Below are 16715 nucleotides of genomic sequence, written 5' to 3'. Positions count from 1 at the left end.
CTCGATCTCGTCGCGCTGACGGCCCAACTCGGATGTGATCGAGCCGAACAGCTCAGGGTCACGGTCGGACAAGGACTGGGTGAAAAAACCCGTATCACGAATGTTGGCGTTCATTTGCGCTCCATAGAACTGTGGTGAATAGTTGCGGATTTCCTATAGGAAACCATTCTGATGCAAAAGCGGTAAAGCGACGATTTGGCCCGCTGTGGCGTCAAGTCTGGCCTATTGAGGAAAGGTATGTTTGTTTCGGAACCAAATGTGCAGCACTGGAAACCGGACGTTATGAAAAAGAGAATCGCTTTTCTTGCCAGCGATGCCCAGATGGCACAGGACGCTCGTGACCGCCTGATCAAGACTTATGGAAACGCCGCACCGCGTGATGCAGATGTCGTCGTCGCTCTGGGCGGGGATGGCTTTATGCTGCGGACGGTGAAGAACCTGCAGCATCTCGATACACCCGTTTACGGGATGAATCGCGGTACCATCGGCTTTTTGATGAATACCTATCATGAAGACGATCTGCTGGCCCGTCTTGCCGATGCGCAGGAAGAGGTCATCAATCCGTTGGCCATGCGCGCGATGGATCAATCGGGAAAACTGCATCAGGCGCTGGCGATCAACGAGGTTTCATTGCTGCGGGCAGGGCCTCAGGCGGCGCGATTGAAGATCAGCGTCGATGGGCGTGAACGCATGGCAGAGCTGATGTGCGACGGGGCGCTTCTATCCACTCCTGCTGGTTCGACGGCCTATAACTACTCGGCCCATGGGCCGATCCTGCCCATCGGGGCGGACGTTCTGGCCCTGACCCCCATCGCCGCCTTTCGCCCCCGCCGCTGGCGCGGGGCGCTGTTACCCAAGATTGCAAAGGTGCGCTTTGACGTGCTGGATGCGGACAAACGCCCTGTGATGGCGGATGCCGATTCTGTCTCGTTCCCCGATATCGATTGGGTCGAGATCGGATCCGAGCCTGCCATCAAACATCGTATTTTATTTGACCCTGGCCATGGCCTCGAAGAGCGTCTGATCTCGGAGCAATTCACATAAATCACGAATTTTTGAGATTTTTTTGACGTTGTGTGAACCAGTTCACATGTGATTTCTTAACGGTTGGCTAATCTGAACGGGCTCGGAGATCACGCTATGGTGGGAGTGAGTGGCCACCAAACGGCGTTTTCGAATGATTGCGCAAATTTCGCGCTGGCGAGGGTGGGTGGTGCTACGCTCGTCATCAGATATCCGGGCACATTTAAGCAGCTGGGCCCCGGGCAAAATACCCCGGGGTCTATTTCTTTTCAAAGGCTTAAGTACCGCGTGCCATCTTGTCCCAAAGTGGCAAACACATCTGCCCAACCCGCGCCTCAATCGCTGCGGCGGCATCTACCGCCAGATCTTCACGCCAACGACGCGCCGCGATTTGCACGTTGATGGGTTGTGGCCCATTGGGCAGATCTGCCAGCCGGGCTGGAACACAGGCGGCGGGCAGGCCCAAAAAGTTCATCGCATAGGAATAGACGGCGCAGCCCAGAACCTCATGCACACCCTCGGCCCCTTCGGTGTCACGATCTGGCTTGAAGAACGGCTGTGGTAGGAAGGGTGACAAGACCAAAGGGTAATCCTGTAAGAACAAGGACCATTCGCGCGCATAGTGGCTGCGTTTGGCCAGCATCTGCAGCAACTCGGTTTCGACGATGGGCGGGAATTCCTGAAAATAGACATCAAAGATGTCCCGGATGGTTTGCGATCCCGCCGCTTCAACATCCGATTTCATAAGGGTCAGAACCTCTCCCATCAGGGTGCGATACCCGATGCGTCCGCATTCAAATACATCGGGCGGGTCGATCTCAACCACCTGATAACTTGCATCCAGCAAAGCATCTTTCGCCGTATCCAGCGCCTTTTCGACCTCTGCATGCAGGGCATAGCCAAAGGTGTTTTTGGTAAATGCCACTTTGATCGGACCTTCCAATACCGTGCCGCGCCAGGGCATCGGCACATGGAACGGGTCCCGTGGGTCCGCGGCAATCAGACTTGGCATCGATAGATGCAGATCCGCCGCAGACCGGGTAAGCAGCCCCTGCACCGACATCGATTGAGCCAGCAGTCCGCGCTCGGCCGTTTGGCTGGGGTTCCACGCCGGTACGCGGCCCAGGCCGGGTTTCACCGTGACAGCCCCGTTTGCAGCGGCCGGAAACCGCAGGCTGCCGCCGATATCGTTGCCATGGGCCAGCGCCCCGATGCCTGCCATCACCGCAGCGCCCGCACCGCCCGAGGACCCCCCGGCTGAGATATGGCGACCCCAAGGGTTATGCGTGCGACCATAAAGCGGGTTATCGGTGTCGGCGCGAAACGAGAATTCAGGCGTGTTCGTGCGACCGATCACAATGGCCCCGGCCTTTTGCAGGTTCGATACAACCGGCGCATCATCTGGCGCGATCACGTCCTTCAAGGCAACGACGCCGTTGGTTGTGGCGTGGCCCTTTTGATCGACATTCACTTTGATCGTGAGCGGGACGCCGAACAGCGGGCCGTTATCTTCGCCGTTTGCGCGGGCCCGATCCAGATCTCGGGCACGGTCAAGCGCCTCGGCGCTCAGGTCCTTGACTACCGCATTGAGGCTGGGATTGACCGCGTGCATCCGATCAATCGCGGCTTGTGTAGCGGCTTCGGCGCTCAAGTCGCCGCTGCGGGTCAGCTGTGTCAACTCGGTGGCGCTGAGACGCCAGATATCGGTATGTGTCATGAACCCTCACTGTCTGATCGTGACAGTAGGGGGCCTGTATCGGGTTGCAAGGGGGGCGGTGCAGGTCGCCCCGATCTTATTGAGCGTAGCCGATGGTTTGCAGGGCTATCTTGATCTCGTCCAGAATCGCCGGATCGTCGATGGTTGCAGGCATCTTGTAGTCCTGCCCATCGGCAATCGACACCATGGTACCGCGCAGAATCTTGCCCGAGCGTGTCTTGGGCAAACGATCCACCACAACCGCCAGCTTGAAGGCCGCCACCGGCCCGATCTTGTCGCGAACCATCTTAACGACTTCCTGAACCACATCGCCGTGATCACGCGTTGCGCCTGCATTTAAGCAAAGGAAACCCACCGGCATCTGGCCTTTCAACTGATCCGAAACACCGATCACCGCGCATTCAGCAACATCGGGGTGAGCGGCCAGAACTTCCTCCATGCCGCCCGTCGACAGGCGATGACCGGCCACGTTGATCACATCATCGGTTCGCGCCATGATGTAAAGGTACCCATCCTCGTCGATCATGCCTGCGTCGCCGGTTTCATAGTAGCCGGGGAAATGCTCAAGATAGGATTTCTTGAACCGCGCCTCGGCGTTCCACAGCGTAGGCAGCGTACCGGGGGGCAGGGGCAGCTTTACTGCAATTGCCCCTAACTCACCCGGTTTCATCGGATGGCCGCCTTCATCAAGGATTTGCACATCGTAGCCCGGCATCGGCTTGGCCGGAGAGCCCAGCTTGATGGGCAGTTCCTCGATCCCCAGCGGGTTGCCTGCGATGGTCCAGCCGGTTTCTGTCTGCCACCAGTGGTCGATCACTGGAACCTTAAGCGCGTCTTGCGCCCAAATGATTGTGTCGGGATCGGCGCGCTCACCCGCCAGATAGAGCGCCCTTAGGCAGGACAGATCGTATGTCGAAAGCAGCTCACCCTTTGGGTCTTCGCGTTTGACAGCGCGGATCGCAGTCGGTGCGGTAAAGAAGCTGCGCACATTGTGTTCCGAGATCACGCGCCAGAAGGTGCCCGCATCTGGTGTCCCGACGGGCTTACCCTCGAACACAATCGTAGTGTTCCCGTGGATCAGTGGGGCGTAGCAGATATAGGAATGCCCAACGACCCAGCCCACATCAGAGGCCGCCCAGAACACATCGCCCGGATCGACATTATAGATGTTCTTCATCGACCAGTTGAGCGCAACCAGATGCCCGGCTGTTGGGCGCACAACGCCTTTCGGCGCGCCTGTGGTACCCGAAGTGTAAAGGATATAGGCCGGATCATTGCCTGCCACAGGCACGCATTCAGCGGGTTCAACGCCATATTGGAAGCCGTGCCAGTTGAAATCGCGCCCTTCGATCAGTTGGGCAACCTCTTGCTCACGCTGAAGAATCACGCAGAATTCAGGCTTGTGCTCGGCCAGATCTATGGCCCCATCCAACAGCGGTTTGTAGTGTACAACACGGCCCGGTTCCAACCCGCAAGATGCGGCGATAATCGCCTTGGGTTTCGCGTCATCAATCCGCACCGCCAGTTCGTTGCTGGCAAATCCGCCGAAGACAACCGAGTGAACAGCGCCGAGCCGCGCGCAGGCCAGCATCGCCTCCAGCGCTTCGGGGATCATGGGCATGTAGATGATGACCCGGTCACCTTTCTCGACGCCTTTGGCGCGCAGAGCTCCGGCCAATGTGGCAACTCGGTTGCGAAGTTCGACATACGAGATTTCGCGCTTGGTATGTGTGATCGGGCTGTCATAGATAATCGCAGCCTGTTCGCCGCGCCCGTTTTCGACATGACGGTCAACAGCGTTCCAGCAGGTGTTGACCTGCGCATCGCTGAACCATTCGTAAAGCGGGGCGTTGTCATCAAACAATGCCTTGGTCGGAGGTTGGACCCAGTCGATCCCTTTTGCAGCGTCCATCCAGAACGCCTCGGGGTTGTTCTTCCAGCTGTCGTAAACGTCCTGATATGCCAATTCATCGTCCTCCCAAAGCAGTGCGCTTGTTGTTAGGGACCGTCTTCATTTCAGACAAGCTGCGCAAGTGACGGCGCGTCAGTTTATCGCAAAATCTTTGCAGGACCGTTCAAAATCGACTGCAAATTTTTGCAAACTCTTTGAAACATTACGGCTCAGGCCTAGGGGCATCTGGAATTGCAAATTTGCTAACCTATTGCTGCAAAGGGCCGACTCGATCTTTAGCTGTGCCGGCCCAGCTTGCGCCCAATTCACCCATATTGTGCAACCGGAGTACCGGCGATGGCGGCCATGTTCAGCAATCCGCGCGCAGTGATCGCCGGGGTGACGATATGTGCTTTGTTACCCATGCCCATAAGTATTGGCCCGACCTCGATGCCGTTTGCCTTCATTTTTAGGACATTCCGAACTCCACTTGCGGCATCCGCATGGGCAAAGATCAGCACATTGGCAACACCATCCAGACGCGAATCAGGGAATATGCGGGACCGTAAATCCGGGTCCAGCGCGGTATCAAGGTTCATTTCACCCTCATAGATGAAGTCCCTTGGCTTCTGATCCAGTATCTCGATGGCCGCGCGCAGGCGCTTGCCGGACCCTTCCGTCTGATTGCCGAACTGCGATTGTGAGCAAAATGCGATCTTGGGTTCAATACCAAAGCGGCGCACATGCCGGGCTGCCCCAATGGTGGCTTCGGCCAGCTCTTCAGGCGAGGGCAACTGTCGCACATGAGTATCCGCTATGAATAGGGGACCATCTTCAAGGATCATCAGCGAGAGCGCACCGTGAGGGTGTAGAGCAGCTGTGTTCAAAACCTGCTCGACGTAGTTCAGGTGCCAGCGGTATTCACCAAACGTGCCGCAAATCATGCTGTCAGCTTCGCCCCTGTGCACCATGATTGCACCAATGGCGGTGGTGTTGGTGCGCATGATGGCCTTTGCCAGATCGGGCGTTACACCCTGGCGCTGCATGATTTTATGGTAGGAATTCCAATAGTCGTAGTACCGCGGATCATTTTCAGGGTTTACGATCTGGCAGTCTTTGCCGGGCCGGATCGTGAGGCCCAGCCGCTCACAGCGCGCCTCGATCACTTCGGGGCGACCGATCAGGATCGGCGTTTCAGTGGTTTCTTCCAGAATGGCCTGAGCGGCACGCAAGACACGCTCGTCCTCACCTTCGGCAAACACGATCCGACGTGAGGCAGCAGCGGCGGCCTCGAACACGGGTCGCATCAGCAGGGCGGATTTGAAGACGGTCTGGTTCAGCTTTTCCTTGTAGGCATCTAGATCCTCGATCGGGCGCTTTGCCACCCCGCTGTCCATCGCAGCCTTGGCAACGGCGGAGGACACTACGCCCACCAAACGCGGGTCAAAGGGTTTGGGGATCAGGTAGTCGGGACCAAATGTCAGCTGCTCGCCCTTATAGGCTGCTGCGGCCTCGGCGCTTGTGGTGGCGCGGGCCATTTCGGCGATCCCGTCCACACAGGCGATCTGCATCTCATCATTGATTTCGGTAGCACCGACGTCCAGCGCACCCCGGAAGATGAATGGGAAACACAGGACATTGTTGACTTGATTGGGAAAATCACTGCGACCCGTTGCGATGATCGCGTCGGGGGCCACCTCGCGCGCCGCTTGCGGCAGGATTTCAGGCGTCGGGTTGGCCAGAGCGAAGATGATCGGCTGTTCGGCCATCCTGCTGACCATCTCGGGCTTCAGTACATTGGGACCGCTGAGGCCAAGGAACAGGTCCGCACCGTCGATCACGTCATCCAAAGTGCGCAGATCAGTCTTTTGCGCGAACTGATCCTTGTGTGGGTTCATATCCTCTTCGCGGCCTTCATAGACGAGCCCGTGTATATCGCACAGCCAGATGTTTTCACGCTTAACACCGAGTTTGACCAGCATGCTGAGGCAGGCGATCCCGGCCGCCCCGCCACCGGTCGATACGATCTTGATATCTTCAAAAGACTTACCGGCAACGTGCAGCGCATTCTTGGCCGCCGCTCCGACCACAATGGCCGTTCCGTGCTGGTCGTCGTGAAACACGGGGATATTCATACGCTCGCGGCACAGCTTTTCGACAATAAAGCAATCCGGGGCTTTGATGTCTTCCAGATTGATGGCCCCAAAGGTGGGTTCCAGTGCGCAGACAATATCGGCCAGCTTTTCCGGGTCGGGTTGGTCCAGTTCGATATCGAAACAGTCGATGCCGGCGAATTTCTTAAACAGAACCGCTTTGCCCTCCATCACCGGTTTGGAGGCCAGAGCGCCGATATTGCCCAGCCCAAGTACAGCCGTTCCATTTGAGACAACACCCACCAGATTGCCGCGCGCCGTATAGTGCTCGGCATTTGAGGCATCGGCTTTGATCTCAAGGCTGGCCTCTGCCACCCCAGGAGAATAGGCGCGCGCCAGATCGCGGCCATTGGCCATGGGTTTCGTTGCCCTGATCTCAAGCTTTCCGGGTTTCGGATAGGCATGATAGTCGAGTGCGGCTTGTCTTTGGCTGCTTGAGTCGGACATCGGCGATACGGCTCCGTTCTGGGATTTGGTTTGGAGTTAAACTATTCTTTTTGACTTGGCTACGCTGTGCCTACTGGGGCGCACAATTTGATATTCTGCATCGCGCGGTTGAAAGCTGTCGTAAATTTTTTACATTACTCTTCACTCACTCACCCTGGTCTACCGAACGAGCAGAACAAACGGGCATGACTTTCAAATCCGAGACATCGACCGGGGATTATGTCCCGGTAGCTTCGGTTGGCGTTCTATCAACCACGGTCCTGCTTGCCGCAGTCGGCCTGTGCTATGTAGCTCTACTCGCCGTCATCACGATATGGCCGATTGAGGCCTCAGCATTCAATCAAGAAGGTGGTGTGATCGAGACCGTCTCTGCTGCGGGCCTGTTTGTTGCAGGTATTGCGGCCTTCTATCGTTTTCCCGGTGTTCGGCGTCTTTATATTGGGCTTGTCTGCTTGTTGCTGGCTGAGCGCGAACTAGAGGCAAGTATCTATACCACAGGCAGCCTACCGTTCGTGATCCTGGATGGTTTGGATATCATCTTGGATATCACTTTGGTTCGGATCTTGCTGGCGGTTCTGGTGCTACGCGGGATTGTGACGCATGGGATATCTTGGGGTTGGCAGGCGCTGAAACTTCGGGCGCCATTCCTGCTTGTCTTTGTGCTGGCAGGTACAGCCGCCGTTGTCGCACAGCTTCTCGAAGAAATTGCCGGGTTTTACGGGGCGAGCCTGTCGCTTACCATGGCCACACGTCTGTTCGTGTTGGAAGAAACGCTCGAGATGTTCTTTTCGATTGGCATTTTGGCTTCGGTTCTGATCGGATGGCCGAAACTGCTGACCGAAGAGACCATAGATGAGCCAAACCGCAACCCCATCGTCGATCCGCGCTGAAGTCCGCCTGCCTACGCAGGAATTGCGAGAGGATATCCCGTTCTACACCAAAGTGTTGGGGATGAAGATGGATATGATCTATCCAGCCGATGACCCTCGGGTCGGGGTGTTTTCCGGGCATGGGTTGCGGCTGCGGATTGAAAAGGATGCGACGGAACCAGCGGGCACGCTGCGTATTCTGACGAACGACCCAGATGGCTTTGCCGAAGGCAAGCGCGCGCTGGTCGCGCCAAATGGCACACGCATTGAAATCGAAGAACTTGATCCGCCGCTTGTGATGCCCGAAACCGTGCATTCCTTTGTGGTTCGAAGACTCAAGGATCAGGCCCCGTGGATCATTGGTCGGGCTGGGATGCACTATCGTGATTTGGTGCCGGATCGCTTAGGGGGGTCGATCATCGCCAGTCATATCCGCATTCCCGACGGTGGTCCGGTGCCGGATATGGTGCATTTCCACAAGGTTGGGTTTCAGCTGATCTTCTGTATCCATGGTTGGGTTGATGTTGTTTATGAGGATCAAGGTGACAAGATGCGCCTGAACGCCGGAGACTGTTTTATCCAGCCGCCGGAAATCCGCCACCGCGTGCTGGAAGCCTCAGATAATGTGCAGGTGATCGAGATTGGCGTCCCAGCTGAGCACGTGACCGAGATCGACCATGAAATGACGCTGCCGACCCCGTATTTGCGCCCAGACCGGGAATGGCAGGGTCAGCGCTTTGTGTATAACAAGGCGCAGGATGCGGAATGGGTGACCTTCCGCCTTCCGGGGTATATCTGTCGCGATACAACGATTGCCGAGAATACTAAGGGCGTGGCTGGGGTGCAGGTCGTGCGCCGTGGGCAGGGTCAGCCCCTCTGGGCGAGCCACGACACCGATATCCACTTTACCTTCGTCATGGACGGAAAGGTCATATTGGAAGGGGAGGGGCGCGAGCCTTACCGGCTGGAACAAGGCGATGCTTTCGTAATACCGCCGGGAATGCGAACCCGATTGTCTGACCCGTCAGATAATATCGAATTGCTTGAGGTTACCTTGCCTGGAACGTTCAACACGACATTGGGCTAGTCAAAAAACAAACGCGCGGGGGTTCAACTTACCCGGTGCTTTCCAGTAGGGTACATTTTCTGACCAGTTGATCAAAAAATGGGGAATCGCCATGTCGCTTAAAGATGCTGCCCTGAAAGTCCGTGAAAACGCCCACGCGCCTTACTCCAATTTCAAGGTGGGTGCGGCTGTCCTGTCGGGCTCGGGTACGCTCTATGTCGGCTGCAATGTTGAGAACGTGGCCTACCCTGAAGGAACCTGTGCTGAGGCCGGTGCAATCGCCGCGATGGTGGCTGCTGGCGAAACCGAATTGGCCGAGGTCTATGTAGTGGCCCAAAGCCCGCAACCAGTGCCGCCTTGCGGTGGATGCCGCCAAAAGCTGGCCGAGTTTGGTGCACATGATGTAAAAGTGACCTTGGCAACCACGGATGGTGTCGAGCTGGAGACAACTATCGGCGATCTTCTGCCAGGCGCGTTTGACGCCTCGCATATGCAGGACGTCTGACCAGATGGATGCCCGCTCGATCATCGCCAAACTGCGTCGGACCGAGGTGCCATCGGCTGAGGAACTGTGTTGGTTCGCACAAGGCCTCGCCGATGGTGCTGTCAGCGACGCGCAGGCGGGTGCCTTTGCGATGGCTGTCTGCATGGGCGGTCTAGGTGCCCGGGGTCGCGCTGATCTGACAGTGGCAATGCGCGATAGTGGCGATGTGCTCAGCTGGGATGTCGATGGTCCGGTGATCGACAAACACTCAACTGGTGGCGTGGGCGATTGCGTCAGCCTGGTGCTTGCTCCGGCATTGGCGGAGTGCGGGGCCTATGTCCCAATGATTTCGGGGCGCGGTCTGGGCCACACGGGGGGTACGCTGGACAAGCTGGAGGCCATCCCCGGCGTCACTACGCAGATCGGGCAGGACCGTCTGGCTCAGGTTTTGCAAGACACAGGCGCGGCAATTGTAGGCGCGACGGGTCAGATCGCGCCCGCAGATAAACGGCTTTATGCGGTCCGCGATGTAACGGCAACGGTGGAAAGCCTCGATCTGATCACAGCTTCGATCCTGTCCAAGAAATTGGCGGCCAGCCCGGATGCCTTGGTGTTGGACGTCAAGGTTGGCAGCGGCGCGTTTATGAAAACTCTCGAAGAGGCCCGGGCGCTGGCCACCGCCCTGACCGAAACCGCAAATGCCGCGGGGTGTCGGACCTCCGCCGTGATTACGGACATGAACCAGCCTTTGGCCCCGTCATTGGGCAATGCGCTTGAAGTGGCCGAGGTGATGAAGGTCCTTACCGGAGATACCACCTCGCCTTTGGCCGAGATTTCTGCGGAACTGGGCGGTGTATTGCTGGCGGATGCAGGAATGTGCGAAACCGCCGAGCAAGGTCGCGAAAAGATCGCCGATATCATCCGCGTTGGCCGCGCGGCTGAGCGGTTCGGTCGTATGATGGCAGCAGTAGGAGGCCCACTGCAATTTGTCGACACATGGTCGCGTTTCCTGCCGGAGGCCAGCGTCATCCGTGAGGTCCCGGCGCCGAATGACGGAAATATCTCGGCCATTGATGGCGAGGCATTGGGCCTTGCGGTTGTCGCTCTGGGCGGTGGCCGTCAGGTCGAAAGCGATGTGATCGACCCCGCCGTTGGTCTGTCAAACATCGTGCGTTTGGGCGACAAAGTGACGAAAGGCACCCCGCTTGTCGCCATTCATGCAGCCCGAGAGGATGCAGCGTGGCAAGCTACCGAGCGTGTGCTGGCGGCTATTCAAATCGAAGACGCACCGACCGACCCACCCGATCTTGTGCACGAAAGGATCACTGCATGAGCCGGGCATTTCTGGTCGTTATGGATTCGGTTGGCGTCGGTGGCGCGCCCGATGCCGGGCAGTTCTTCAATGGCGACGTACCAGATACCGGCGCCAACACGGTGGCGCATATCGCCCAGGCTTGCGCGCAAGGTCGGGCTGAAGATGGGCGAAGCGGGCCATTGCATGTGCCAAATCTGGATGCGCTGGGATTGGGTGCCGCGGTGCGTCTGGCCTCGGGCGATGCAACACCGGGTTTGGACGCGCACCCGACCGGCCTGTGGGGTTGCGCGCGAGAGCTTTCACCGGGCAAGGATACACCCTCAGGCCATTGGGAACTCGCCGGCCTGCCGGTCCCCTGGGATTGGCATTTCTTCCCGGATACGCAACCGGCCTTTCCGTCGGATCTCAGCCGCGCCGCCGCCGAGGCCGCAGGGACCGAGGGTATTCTGGGCAATTGCCATGCCTCAGGCACTGCGATTATTGCGGATTTGGGGGCCGAGCATATGCGGAGCGGTTGGCCGATCTGCTACACCTCGGCCGACAGCGTGTTCCAGATCGCCGCCCATGAGGAGGGCTTTGGCCTGGATCGCCTGTTGGGAATGTGCAAAGCGCTGGCGCCGCGCCTGCATGAGATGAAAGTGGGACGGGTCATTGCGCGGCCCTTTGTTGGTTCACCGCAAGATGGGTTCACACGCACCACAAATCGAAAGGATTTCGCCATCCTGCCGCCTGCGCCGGTTTTGACCAATTGGGTGCAGGATGCTGGTCACCGCGTTCATGCGGTTGGCAAAATCGGTGACATCTTTTCGATGCAGGGGATCGATACGCTGTGCAAAGGGTCGGATGCTCAACTGATGGGGCATTTGTCGGATCTGGTAGACGAGGCTGAGGAGGGTAGTCTGACCTTCGCCAATTTCGTCGAATTCGACAGCCTTTATGGTCATCGCCGCGACATCAGCGGCTATGCAAGGGCGCTGGAATGGTTCGACCGCGAGACTGGGACGATCCTACGAAAGCTGCGCCCGGGTGACCTTCTGCTGCTGACTGCGGATCACGGCAATGATCCAAGTTGGATCGGCACAGACCACACTCGGGAACAGGTTCCGGTGCTTGTTGCCGGGGCAGGCGCGGGTCAGATCGGTCAGATCAGTTTCGCCGATGTCGCCGCCAGCATCGCCCATCATCTGAACATACCGGCGCAAGGGCCGGGAAAGAGCTTTCTATGACTGTCGCTGACCTACCAAAGATCGAGTTACACCTGCACCATGAAGGTGCCGCCCCGCCTGCCTTTATCCGTCAGTTGGCGCATGAAAAGCGCATCGACCTGAGCGGGATTTTCAAACCCGATGGCAGTTACGATTTCCGAGACTTTGCTCATTTCCTGAGCGTTTATGAAGCGGCCTGTGAGGTCCTGAAAACGCCCGAGGATTTTCGCCGCCTGACGCTGGCGATCCTAGAAGAAAGTGCGGCAAATGGGGTGGTGTATTCAGAAACCTTCCTCAGCCCTGACTTCTGTGGTGGCGGTGATGTGCACGCCTGGCGCGACTATCTGACGGCCATTCAGGACGCTGCAGACGAGGCTGAGCGCAAGTTTGGCATTACCTTGCGCGGGGTGGTCACTTGTGTGCGCCATTTCGGACCGGAGCAGTCCAAGCTTAGCGCCCATTGCGCAGCGGAAACCGCGGGCGATTGGATCACCGGCTTTGGAATGGGCGGAAACGAATCCGTGGGCGCTCAGGGTGATTTCAAATGGGCCTTTGATTGCGCGCGTGAGGCGGGTTTGCGCTTGACCACGCATGCGGGTGAATTCGGTGGCCCCGACAGCGTCCGCGATGCGGTGCGGGACCTTGGTGTCGAGCGCATTGGCCATGGCGTGCGCGCCATCGAAGAGCCTGACCTTGTTCACGAATTGGCGGATCGAGGCATCACGCTTGAGGTTTGCCCCGGATCGAATGTGGTGCTGGGCCTGTTTCCGGATTTCGCCGCGCATCCGCTTGCGCGCTTGCGCGATGCCGGTGTGAAAGTCACCGTGTCCACAGACGATCCGCCGTTTTTTCACACGACCATGCGGCGCGAATATGAGATGCTGAACGCGGCATTTGGTTGGCAGGCCGAAGACTTCGCCGCCTTGAATGAAACAGCCCTGAATGCCGCGTTTTGCGATGAAGACACCCGCGCGCGGGTCAAGAAAAGACTGGAGACCACATGAGCGATCACCTGACCATCGTCGACCACCCATTGGTGCAACACAAACTGACGCTCATGCGGGACAAGGGCACCTCGACCGCGGTGTTCCGGCAGTTGCTGCGCGAAATCACCTTGCTGCTGGCCTATGAGGTCACGCGAGAGCTAAAGCTGACCACCCGCCATATCGAAACCCCGATGGAGGAGATGGACGCCCCCATTCTGGCCGGAAAGAAGCTGGCTCTGGTGTCGATCTTACGTGCGGGCAACGGGATGCTGGACGGGGTTCTGGAGTTGATCCCGTCGGCGCGCGTCGGGTTTGTGGGGCTTTACCGGGATGAAGAGACGTTGAAGCCAGTGCAATACTACTTCAAAGCGCCCGAAGGCCTTAAGGATCGTCTGGTCATCGCGGTGGACCCGATGTTGGCCACAGGCAACAGCTCTGCCGCCGCGATCGACCTACTGAAAGAGGCAGGTGCTACCGATATCCGTTTCCTTTGCCTGCTGGCAGCCCCCGAAGGCGTTGCCCGCATGAAAGACGCACACCCGGATGTGCATATCGTGACTGCCGCGCTGGATCGTGAGCTGAATTCCAAAGGCTATATCATGCCCGGACTTGGGGACGCCGGGGATCGGATGTTCGGGACCAAATAAGCCCGCTTATCCGCCGCAGATATTCTGAAGCTGGACCCAATCCCGGTCCGGCAACACCTGTTCCAACGTTCGCCCGGCCATCGGGTCCGCCTCGATCAGCCCCAACACCGTTTCGCCGGTAATGTCGCGCGCATAGGCATAGGGGGTCGAGGGCAGGGCGGCCTGCGCGAACATCGCCAACAAATCCTCATCTGTCACCGAAGGGCGCGGTTCAGACAGAACCTGTTCGGTATAAGTATCGACAATCTGCGGTGTCAGCCCCCCGGTCGTCAGCAGACGAAAGGCCGAGGTTGCACCGGTGCGGTCCAGCAAATCATCCAGCGGGTCCTGCTGCGCAGAACGGGAACGCTCGGCGATGATATATCCGGCGGCCACAGCCGGATCTTCATGATCTTCGACCAGGGACCGGTTCAGCAGAACGGTGCCGCCCGGCAGGCTCAGGCTGTCCTGAACACCCGCGGGCAGAATGATGATTTGGCGCACTCCGGTCCGTTTGGCCAGACGATCCAGCGAGGCCTGCGCATCGCGTGAGGCACAAGCGCGGCCCGAAACACGTTCGATCCGTTTCAGGATTGTCTCGCCGATCTCCTGCCGTTTGACTTCGGGCACGACCGAGACAACATGGCTTTGCAATGCGCCCGGCAGCCACAGCAACATCACCGCTAAAACGGCTGCAACAACCCCACCAACGCTCAGCCAACGCAACCGTCCGGGATGCGGGCGTGCTCGGTCTATCGCGCGTTGCAGCCGGTCGATGGCTTCAAGCATTGTTTTTTCGCTCTCGGCCAGTTCCAGCGTCTCATCCGGGTCGCCATCAGGGTTGAAGATCGCCGGATATGCCCCGGGGTTCTGCCGCTCCAATGCGGCCAATGACCAATGGGTCAAGGCGCGATCATTGAAATCCGAGATCGTTAGCGTGGCCTCTCCGATAGACACAACAACCTCGCGCCGCTGCTCATCGGGCGAGGGGCGCCACAGACCGGTGGCTTCGATCCGCTGGTACTGTTTCAGGGCCGTCATCTGGGTTGGGTCTGCTCGAAATTTGTTTTGCCGAAGCTTAACACGCCACAAAGGCACGGCGCAAACGTGTTGCGCCCGCACGTTCAATTGTGCTGGATGGCGGGGCATGGAAGGGGATCGTCAGCAATATGCAGGCAGGGAAAAGAAACGCACCGGTACTGGCCGCTACCCTCATGCTGGGGGCGATGGCGATCATCGGGGTCATCGACAATGTGGTGATCCTTTTAGCCGACACAATCGGCCTTTGGCAGTTCCACCTAAGCCGTGCCCTTCTGATGCTGCCGCTGATTGCGGGCTTGTCCCTGATCGGGTTTGGCACGCTTAGGCCCAAGCGCTGGGGGCCTGTCATATTGCGCAGTGTTTTGATCACCTTGGCCATGCTGTTTTACTTTGGCGCTTTAGCTTTGATGCCAATCGCGCAAGCCTTAGCCGGGTTGTTCAGCGCGCCGGTTTTTGTGCTGCTGATCACAGCGCTGGGATTGAAACAACACATCGGGCCGTGGCGCATCGGGGCTGTGATTATAGGATTCATCGGCATCTTGTGCGTGCTTCAACCCAGCCCGACGGATTTTGATTTCAGAACCCTGATGCCCATTCTGGGCGGGTTGCTTTATGCACTCAGCTCGATCACCACGCGCCAATTGTGTTCCGACGAAAGCACCGTGGCGTTGCTGGCCAATATGGTGATCACGCTGGGGGTGGCGGGTGCCATCGGCTTGGCCCTTTTCACGGCGTTTCCGGTGGCCACACCCGAAGGGGCCGAAGGGTTCGTCACCCGCGGTCTTGTGTCCGAGTTTCAGCCCGCTGTCCCATGGTTGCTGGTGCAGGCTATAGGGTCGACCGTTGCGGTGTTCATGCTGATCAAAGCCTATCAGGTGGGCGAGCCATCTTTTGTGGCGGTGTTTGAGTACTCGGTTATGGTGTTCGGTCCGCTGTTTGCGTGGCTCGCATTGGGGCAATCCATCAGCGCGATGCAGGCCGTCGGGATCGGGTTGATTGCCTCGGCAGGGGTTCTGTTAGGCTGGCGATCCAGCCGCATGCAGGCCGAGCAGGGGATCGCATGATCATCTCGACCGGGCGCCGATATGTGTTTGTGCATATGCCCAAGACCGGGGGAACCTCTCTTGCGCTGGCATTGGAGCAGCGGGCGATGAAGGACGATATCCTGCTTGGGGATACGCCCAAAGCGATCAAACGCAGACGTCGGGCAAAGTCACTGAACGCTAAGGGGCGATTGTGGAAGCATTCCACCTTGGCCGATATCGACGGGGTTTCGTCGACGCAGGCTATCGAGGGTATGTTTGTCTTCACCTTGGTCCGCAATCCGTGGGATCGGATTGTCAGCTACTACCATTGGCTGCGGACACAGAGCTTTGATCACCCGGATGTCGCCCGCGCGCAAGAGCTGGATTTTGAGGGGTTCGTGTTGCATCCGGCCACGCTGAGAACCTTTCAGCGGCACCCGGCGCGTTTTTACATGACGATGTCCAATGGGATCGAGAAATGTGACGCCTTCATCCGGCTTGAGCATTTCAGTGAAGACTCGAAACACTTGGTCGATCACCTTGGGTTCGAACTGGCTTTGCCGCATCTCAACAGGTCTGATCGGGACCGAGACTACCGCCAATACTACGTGGCGAAGACGCGCGAAGCGGTAGCACGGGCCTGTGCAGAAGATATTCAGAGATTCGGATATCGGTTCGATGGCTTTACATAGCGCGCGTTTCCAAACTTGAACCAAAAGCGATGTCAGAGCCGATTTTGTGTAAGAAATCCGCGGAGAATCCACCTTAAATGGCCCGAATTGGGCGTAAATATGTCAGAAATAAGTCACCCTGACATTTTCCGTGCTACCCATAATGCAGTGTTTGTTTGTGCCAAAAGGGGGTGAG

General features: G+C 58.0%; 14 protein-coding genes. 10 read left to right on the top strand and 4 right to left on the bottom strand.

Features of this window, described 5'->3' with window-relative positions:
* The first annotated feature begins 282 nt into the window (after window positions 1–282).
* Window positions 283–1044 (top strand): NAD kinase, encoded by a 762-nt coding sequence (locus tag ACR0EL_RS06770; protein ID WP_480498997.1) that lies wholly within the window; start codon window positions 283–285, stop codon window positions 1042–1044.
* Window positions 1045–1300: 256 nt separating this feature from the next.
* Here ACR0EL_RS06770 and ACR0EL_RS06765 read toward each other — a convergent pair whose 3' ends face one another.
* The 3 genes from ACR0EL_RS06765 to ACR0EL_RS06755 all read right to left on the bottom strand — a co-directional run bounded on the left by ACR0EL_RS06765 (window position 1301) and on the right by ACR0EL_RS06755 (window position 7231).
* Window positions 1301–2740, bottom strand: coding sequence for an amidase family protein (locus ACR0EL_RS06765; protein ID WP_480498996.1), 1440 nt, complete (start codon window positions 2738–2740; stop codon window positions 1301–1303).
* A gap of 76 nt (window positions 2741–2816) precedes the next feature.
* Window positions 2817–4706 carry a propionate-CoA ligase PrpE gene (prpE, locus tag ACR0EL_RS06760; RefSeq protein ID WP_480498995.1) on the bottom strand — a complete coding sequence of 630 codons (1890 nt, stop codon included), beginning with the start codon at window positions 4704–4706 and terminating at the stop codon, window positions 2817–2819.
* 251 nt (window positions 4707–4957) lie between these two features.
* Window positions 4958–7231, bottom strand: coding sequence for an NADP-dependent malic enzyme (locus tag ACR0EL_RS06755; protein WP_480498994.1), 2274 nt, complete (start codon window positions 7229–7231; stop codon window positions 4958–4960).
* Between the two features lie 185 nt (window positions 7232–7416).
* Between ACR0EL_RS06755 and ACR0EL_RS06750 the strand changes: the two genes are divergently transcribed.
* The 7 genes from ACR0EL_RS06750 (at window position 7417) to upp (ending at window position 13803) form a co-directional block, all read left to right on the top strand.
* Entirely contained in the window at window positions 7417–8121 is a 705-nt protein-coding gene (locus ACR0EL_RS06750) for a hypothetical protein (protein WP_480498993.1), read from the top strand.
* Complete coding sequence (locus ACR0EL_RS06745; RefSeq protein WP_480498992.1) at window positions 8084–9187, top strand: cupin domain-containing protein; 1104 nt, start codon at window positions 8084–8086, stop codon at window positions 9185–9187. The genes ACR0EL_RS06750 and ACR0EL_RS06745 overlap by 38 nt, the downstream gene beginning before the upstream one ends.
* Before the next feature lie 91 nt (window positions 9188–9278).
* Window positions 9279–9671, top strand: a complete 393-nt coding sequence (locus tag ACR0EL_RS06740) for a cytidine deaminase (protein ID WP_480498991.1) — start codon at window positions 9279–9281, stop codon at window positions 9669–9671.
* A 4-nt stretch (window positions 9672–9675) separates the two neighbouring features.
* Window positions 9676–10983: a thymidine phosphorylase gene (locus tag ACR0EL_RS06735; RefSeq protein ID WP_480498990.1), complete on the top strand. Its 1308-nt coding sequence runs from the start codon at window positions 9676–9678 to the stop codon at window positions 10981–10983.
* Window positions 10980–12191, top strand: coding sequence for a phosphopentomutase (locus tag ACR0EL_RS06730; RefSeq protein WP_480498989.1), 1212 nt, complete (start codon window positions 10980–10982; stop codon window positions 12189–12191). The genes ACR0EL_RS06735 and ACR0EL_RS06730 overlap by 4 nt, the downstream gene beginning before the upstream one ends.
* Complete coding sequence (locus ACR0EL_RS06725) at window positions 12188–13174, top strand: adenosine deaminase (RefSeq protein ID WP_480498988.1); 987 nt, start codon at window positions 12188–12190, stop codon at window positions 13172–13174. The genes ACR0EL_RS06730 and ACR0EL_RS06725 overlap by 4 nt, the downstream gene beginning before the upstream one ends.
* On the top strand, window positions 13171–13803 hold the full coding sequence (upp, locus tag ACR0EL_RS06720) for a uracil phosphoribosyltransferase (protein WP_480498987.1): 633 nt from the start codon (window positions 13171–13173) through the stop codon (window positions 13801–13803). The genes ACR0EL_RS06725 and upp overlap by 4 nt, the downstream gene beginning before the upstream one ends.
* Before the next feature lie 6 nt (window positions 13804–13809).
* Here the strand turns inward: upp and ACR0EL_RS06715 are convergent, their stop codons facing one another.
* Window positions 13810–14823, bottom strand: coding sequence for a hypothetical protein (locus tag ACR0EL_RS06715; RefSeq protein ID WP_480498986.1), 1014 nt, complete (start codon window positions 14821–14823; stop codon window positions 13810–13812).
* A 128-nt stretch (window positions 14824–14951) separates the two neighbouring features.
* On the opposite strand from ACR0EL_RS06715, the gene ACR0EL_RS06710 reads away from it, so the two are divergent.
* Together ACR0EL_RS06710 and ACR0EL_RS06705 are read left to right on the top strand one after the other, a co-directional pair.
* Window positions 14952–15887, top strand: a complete 936-nt coding sequence (locus ACR0EL_RS06710; RefSeq protein ID WP_480498985.1) for a DMT family transporter — start codon at window positions 14952–14954, stop codon at window positions 15885–15887.
* The gene (locus ACR0EL_RS06705; protein WP_480498984.1) at window positions 15884–16540 is read left to right on the top strand and encodes a sulfotransferase family 2 domain-containing protein; all 657 of its coding nucleotides are present in this window, start codon (window positions 15884–15886) and stop codon (window positions 16538–16540) included. Before ACR0EL_RS06710 ends, ACR0EL_RS06705 begins: the two co-directional genes overlap by 4 nt.
* The last annotated feature ends 175 nt before the right edge of the window (window positions 16541–16715 follow it).

The organism is Ruegeria sp. AH12 (assembly GCF_056541465.1).
The sequence above is the reverse complement of the archived record's forward strand: the minus strand, read 5'-3'. Positions and strand labels throughout refer to the sequence as shown.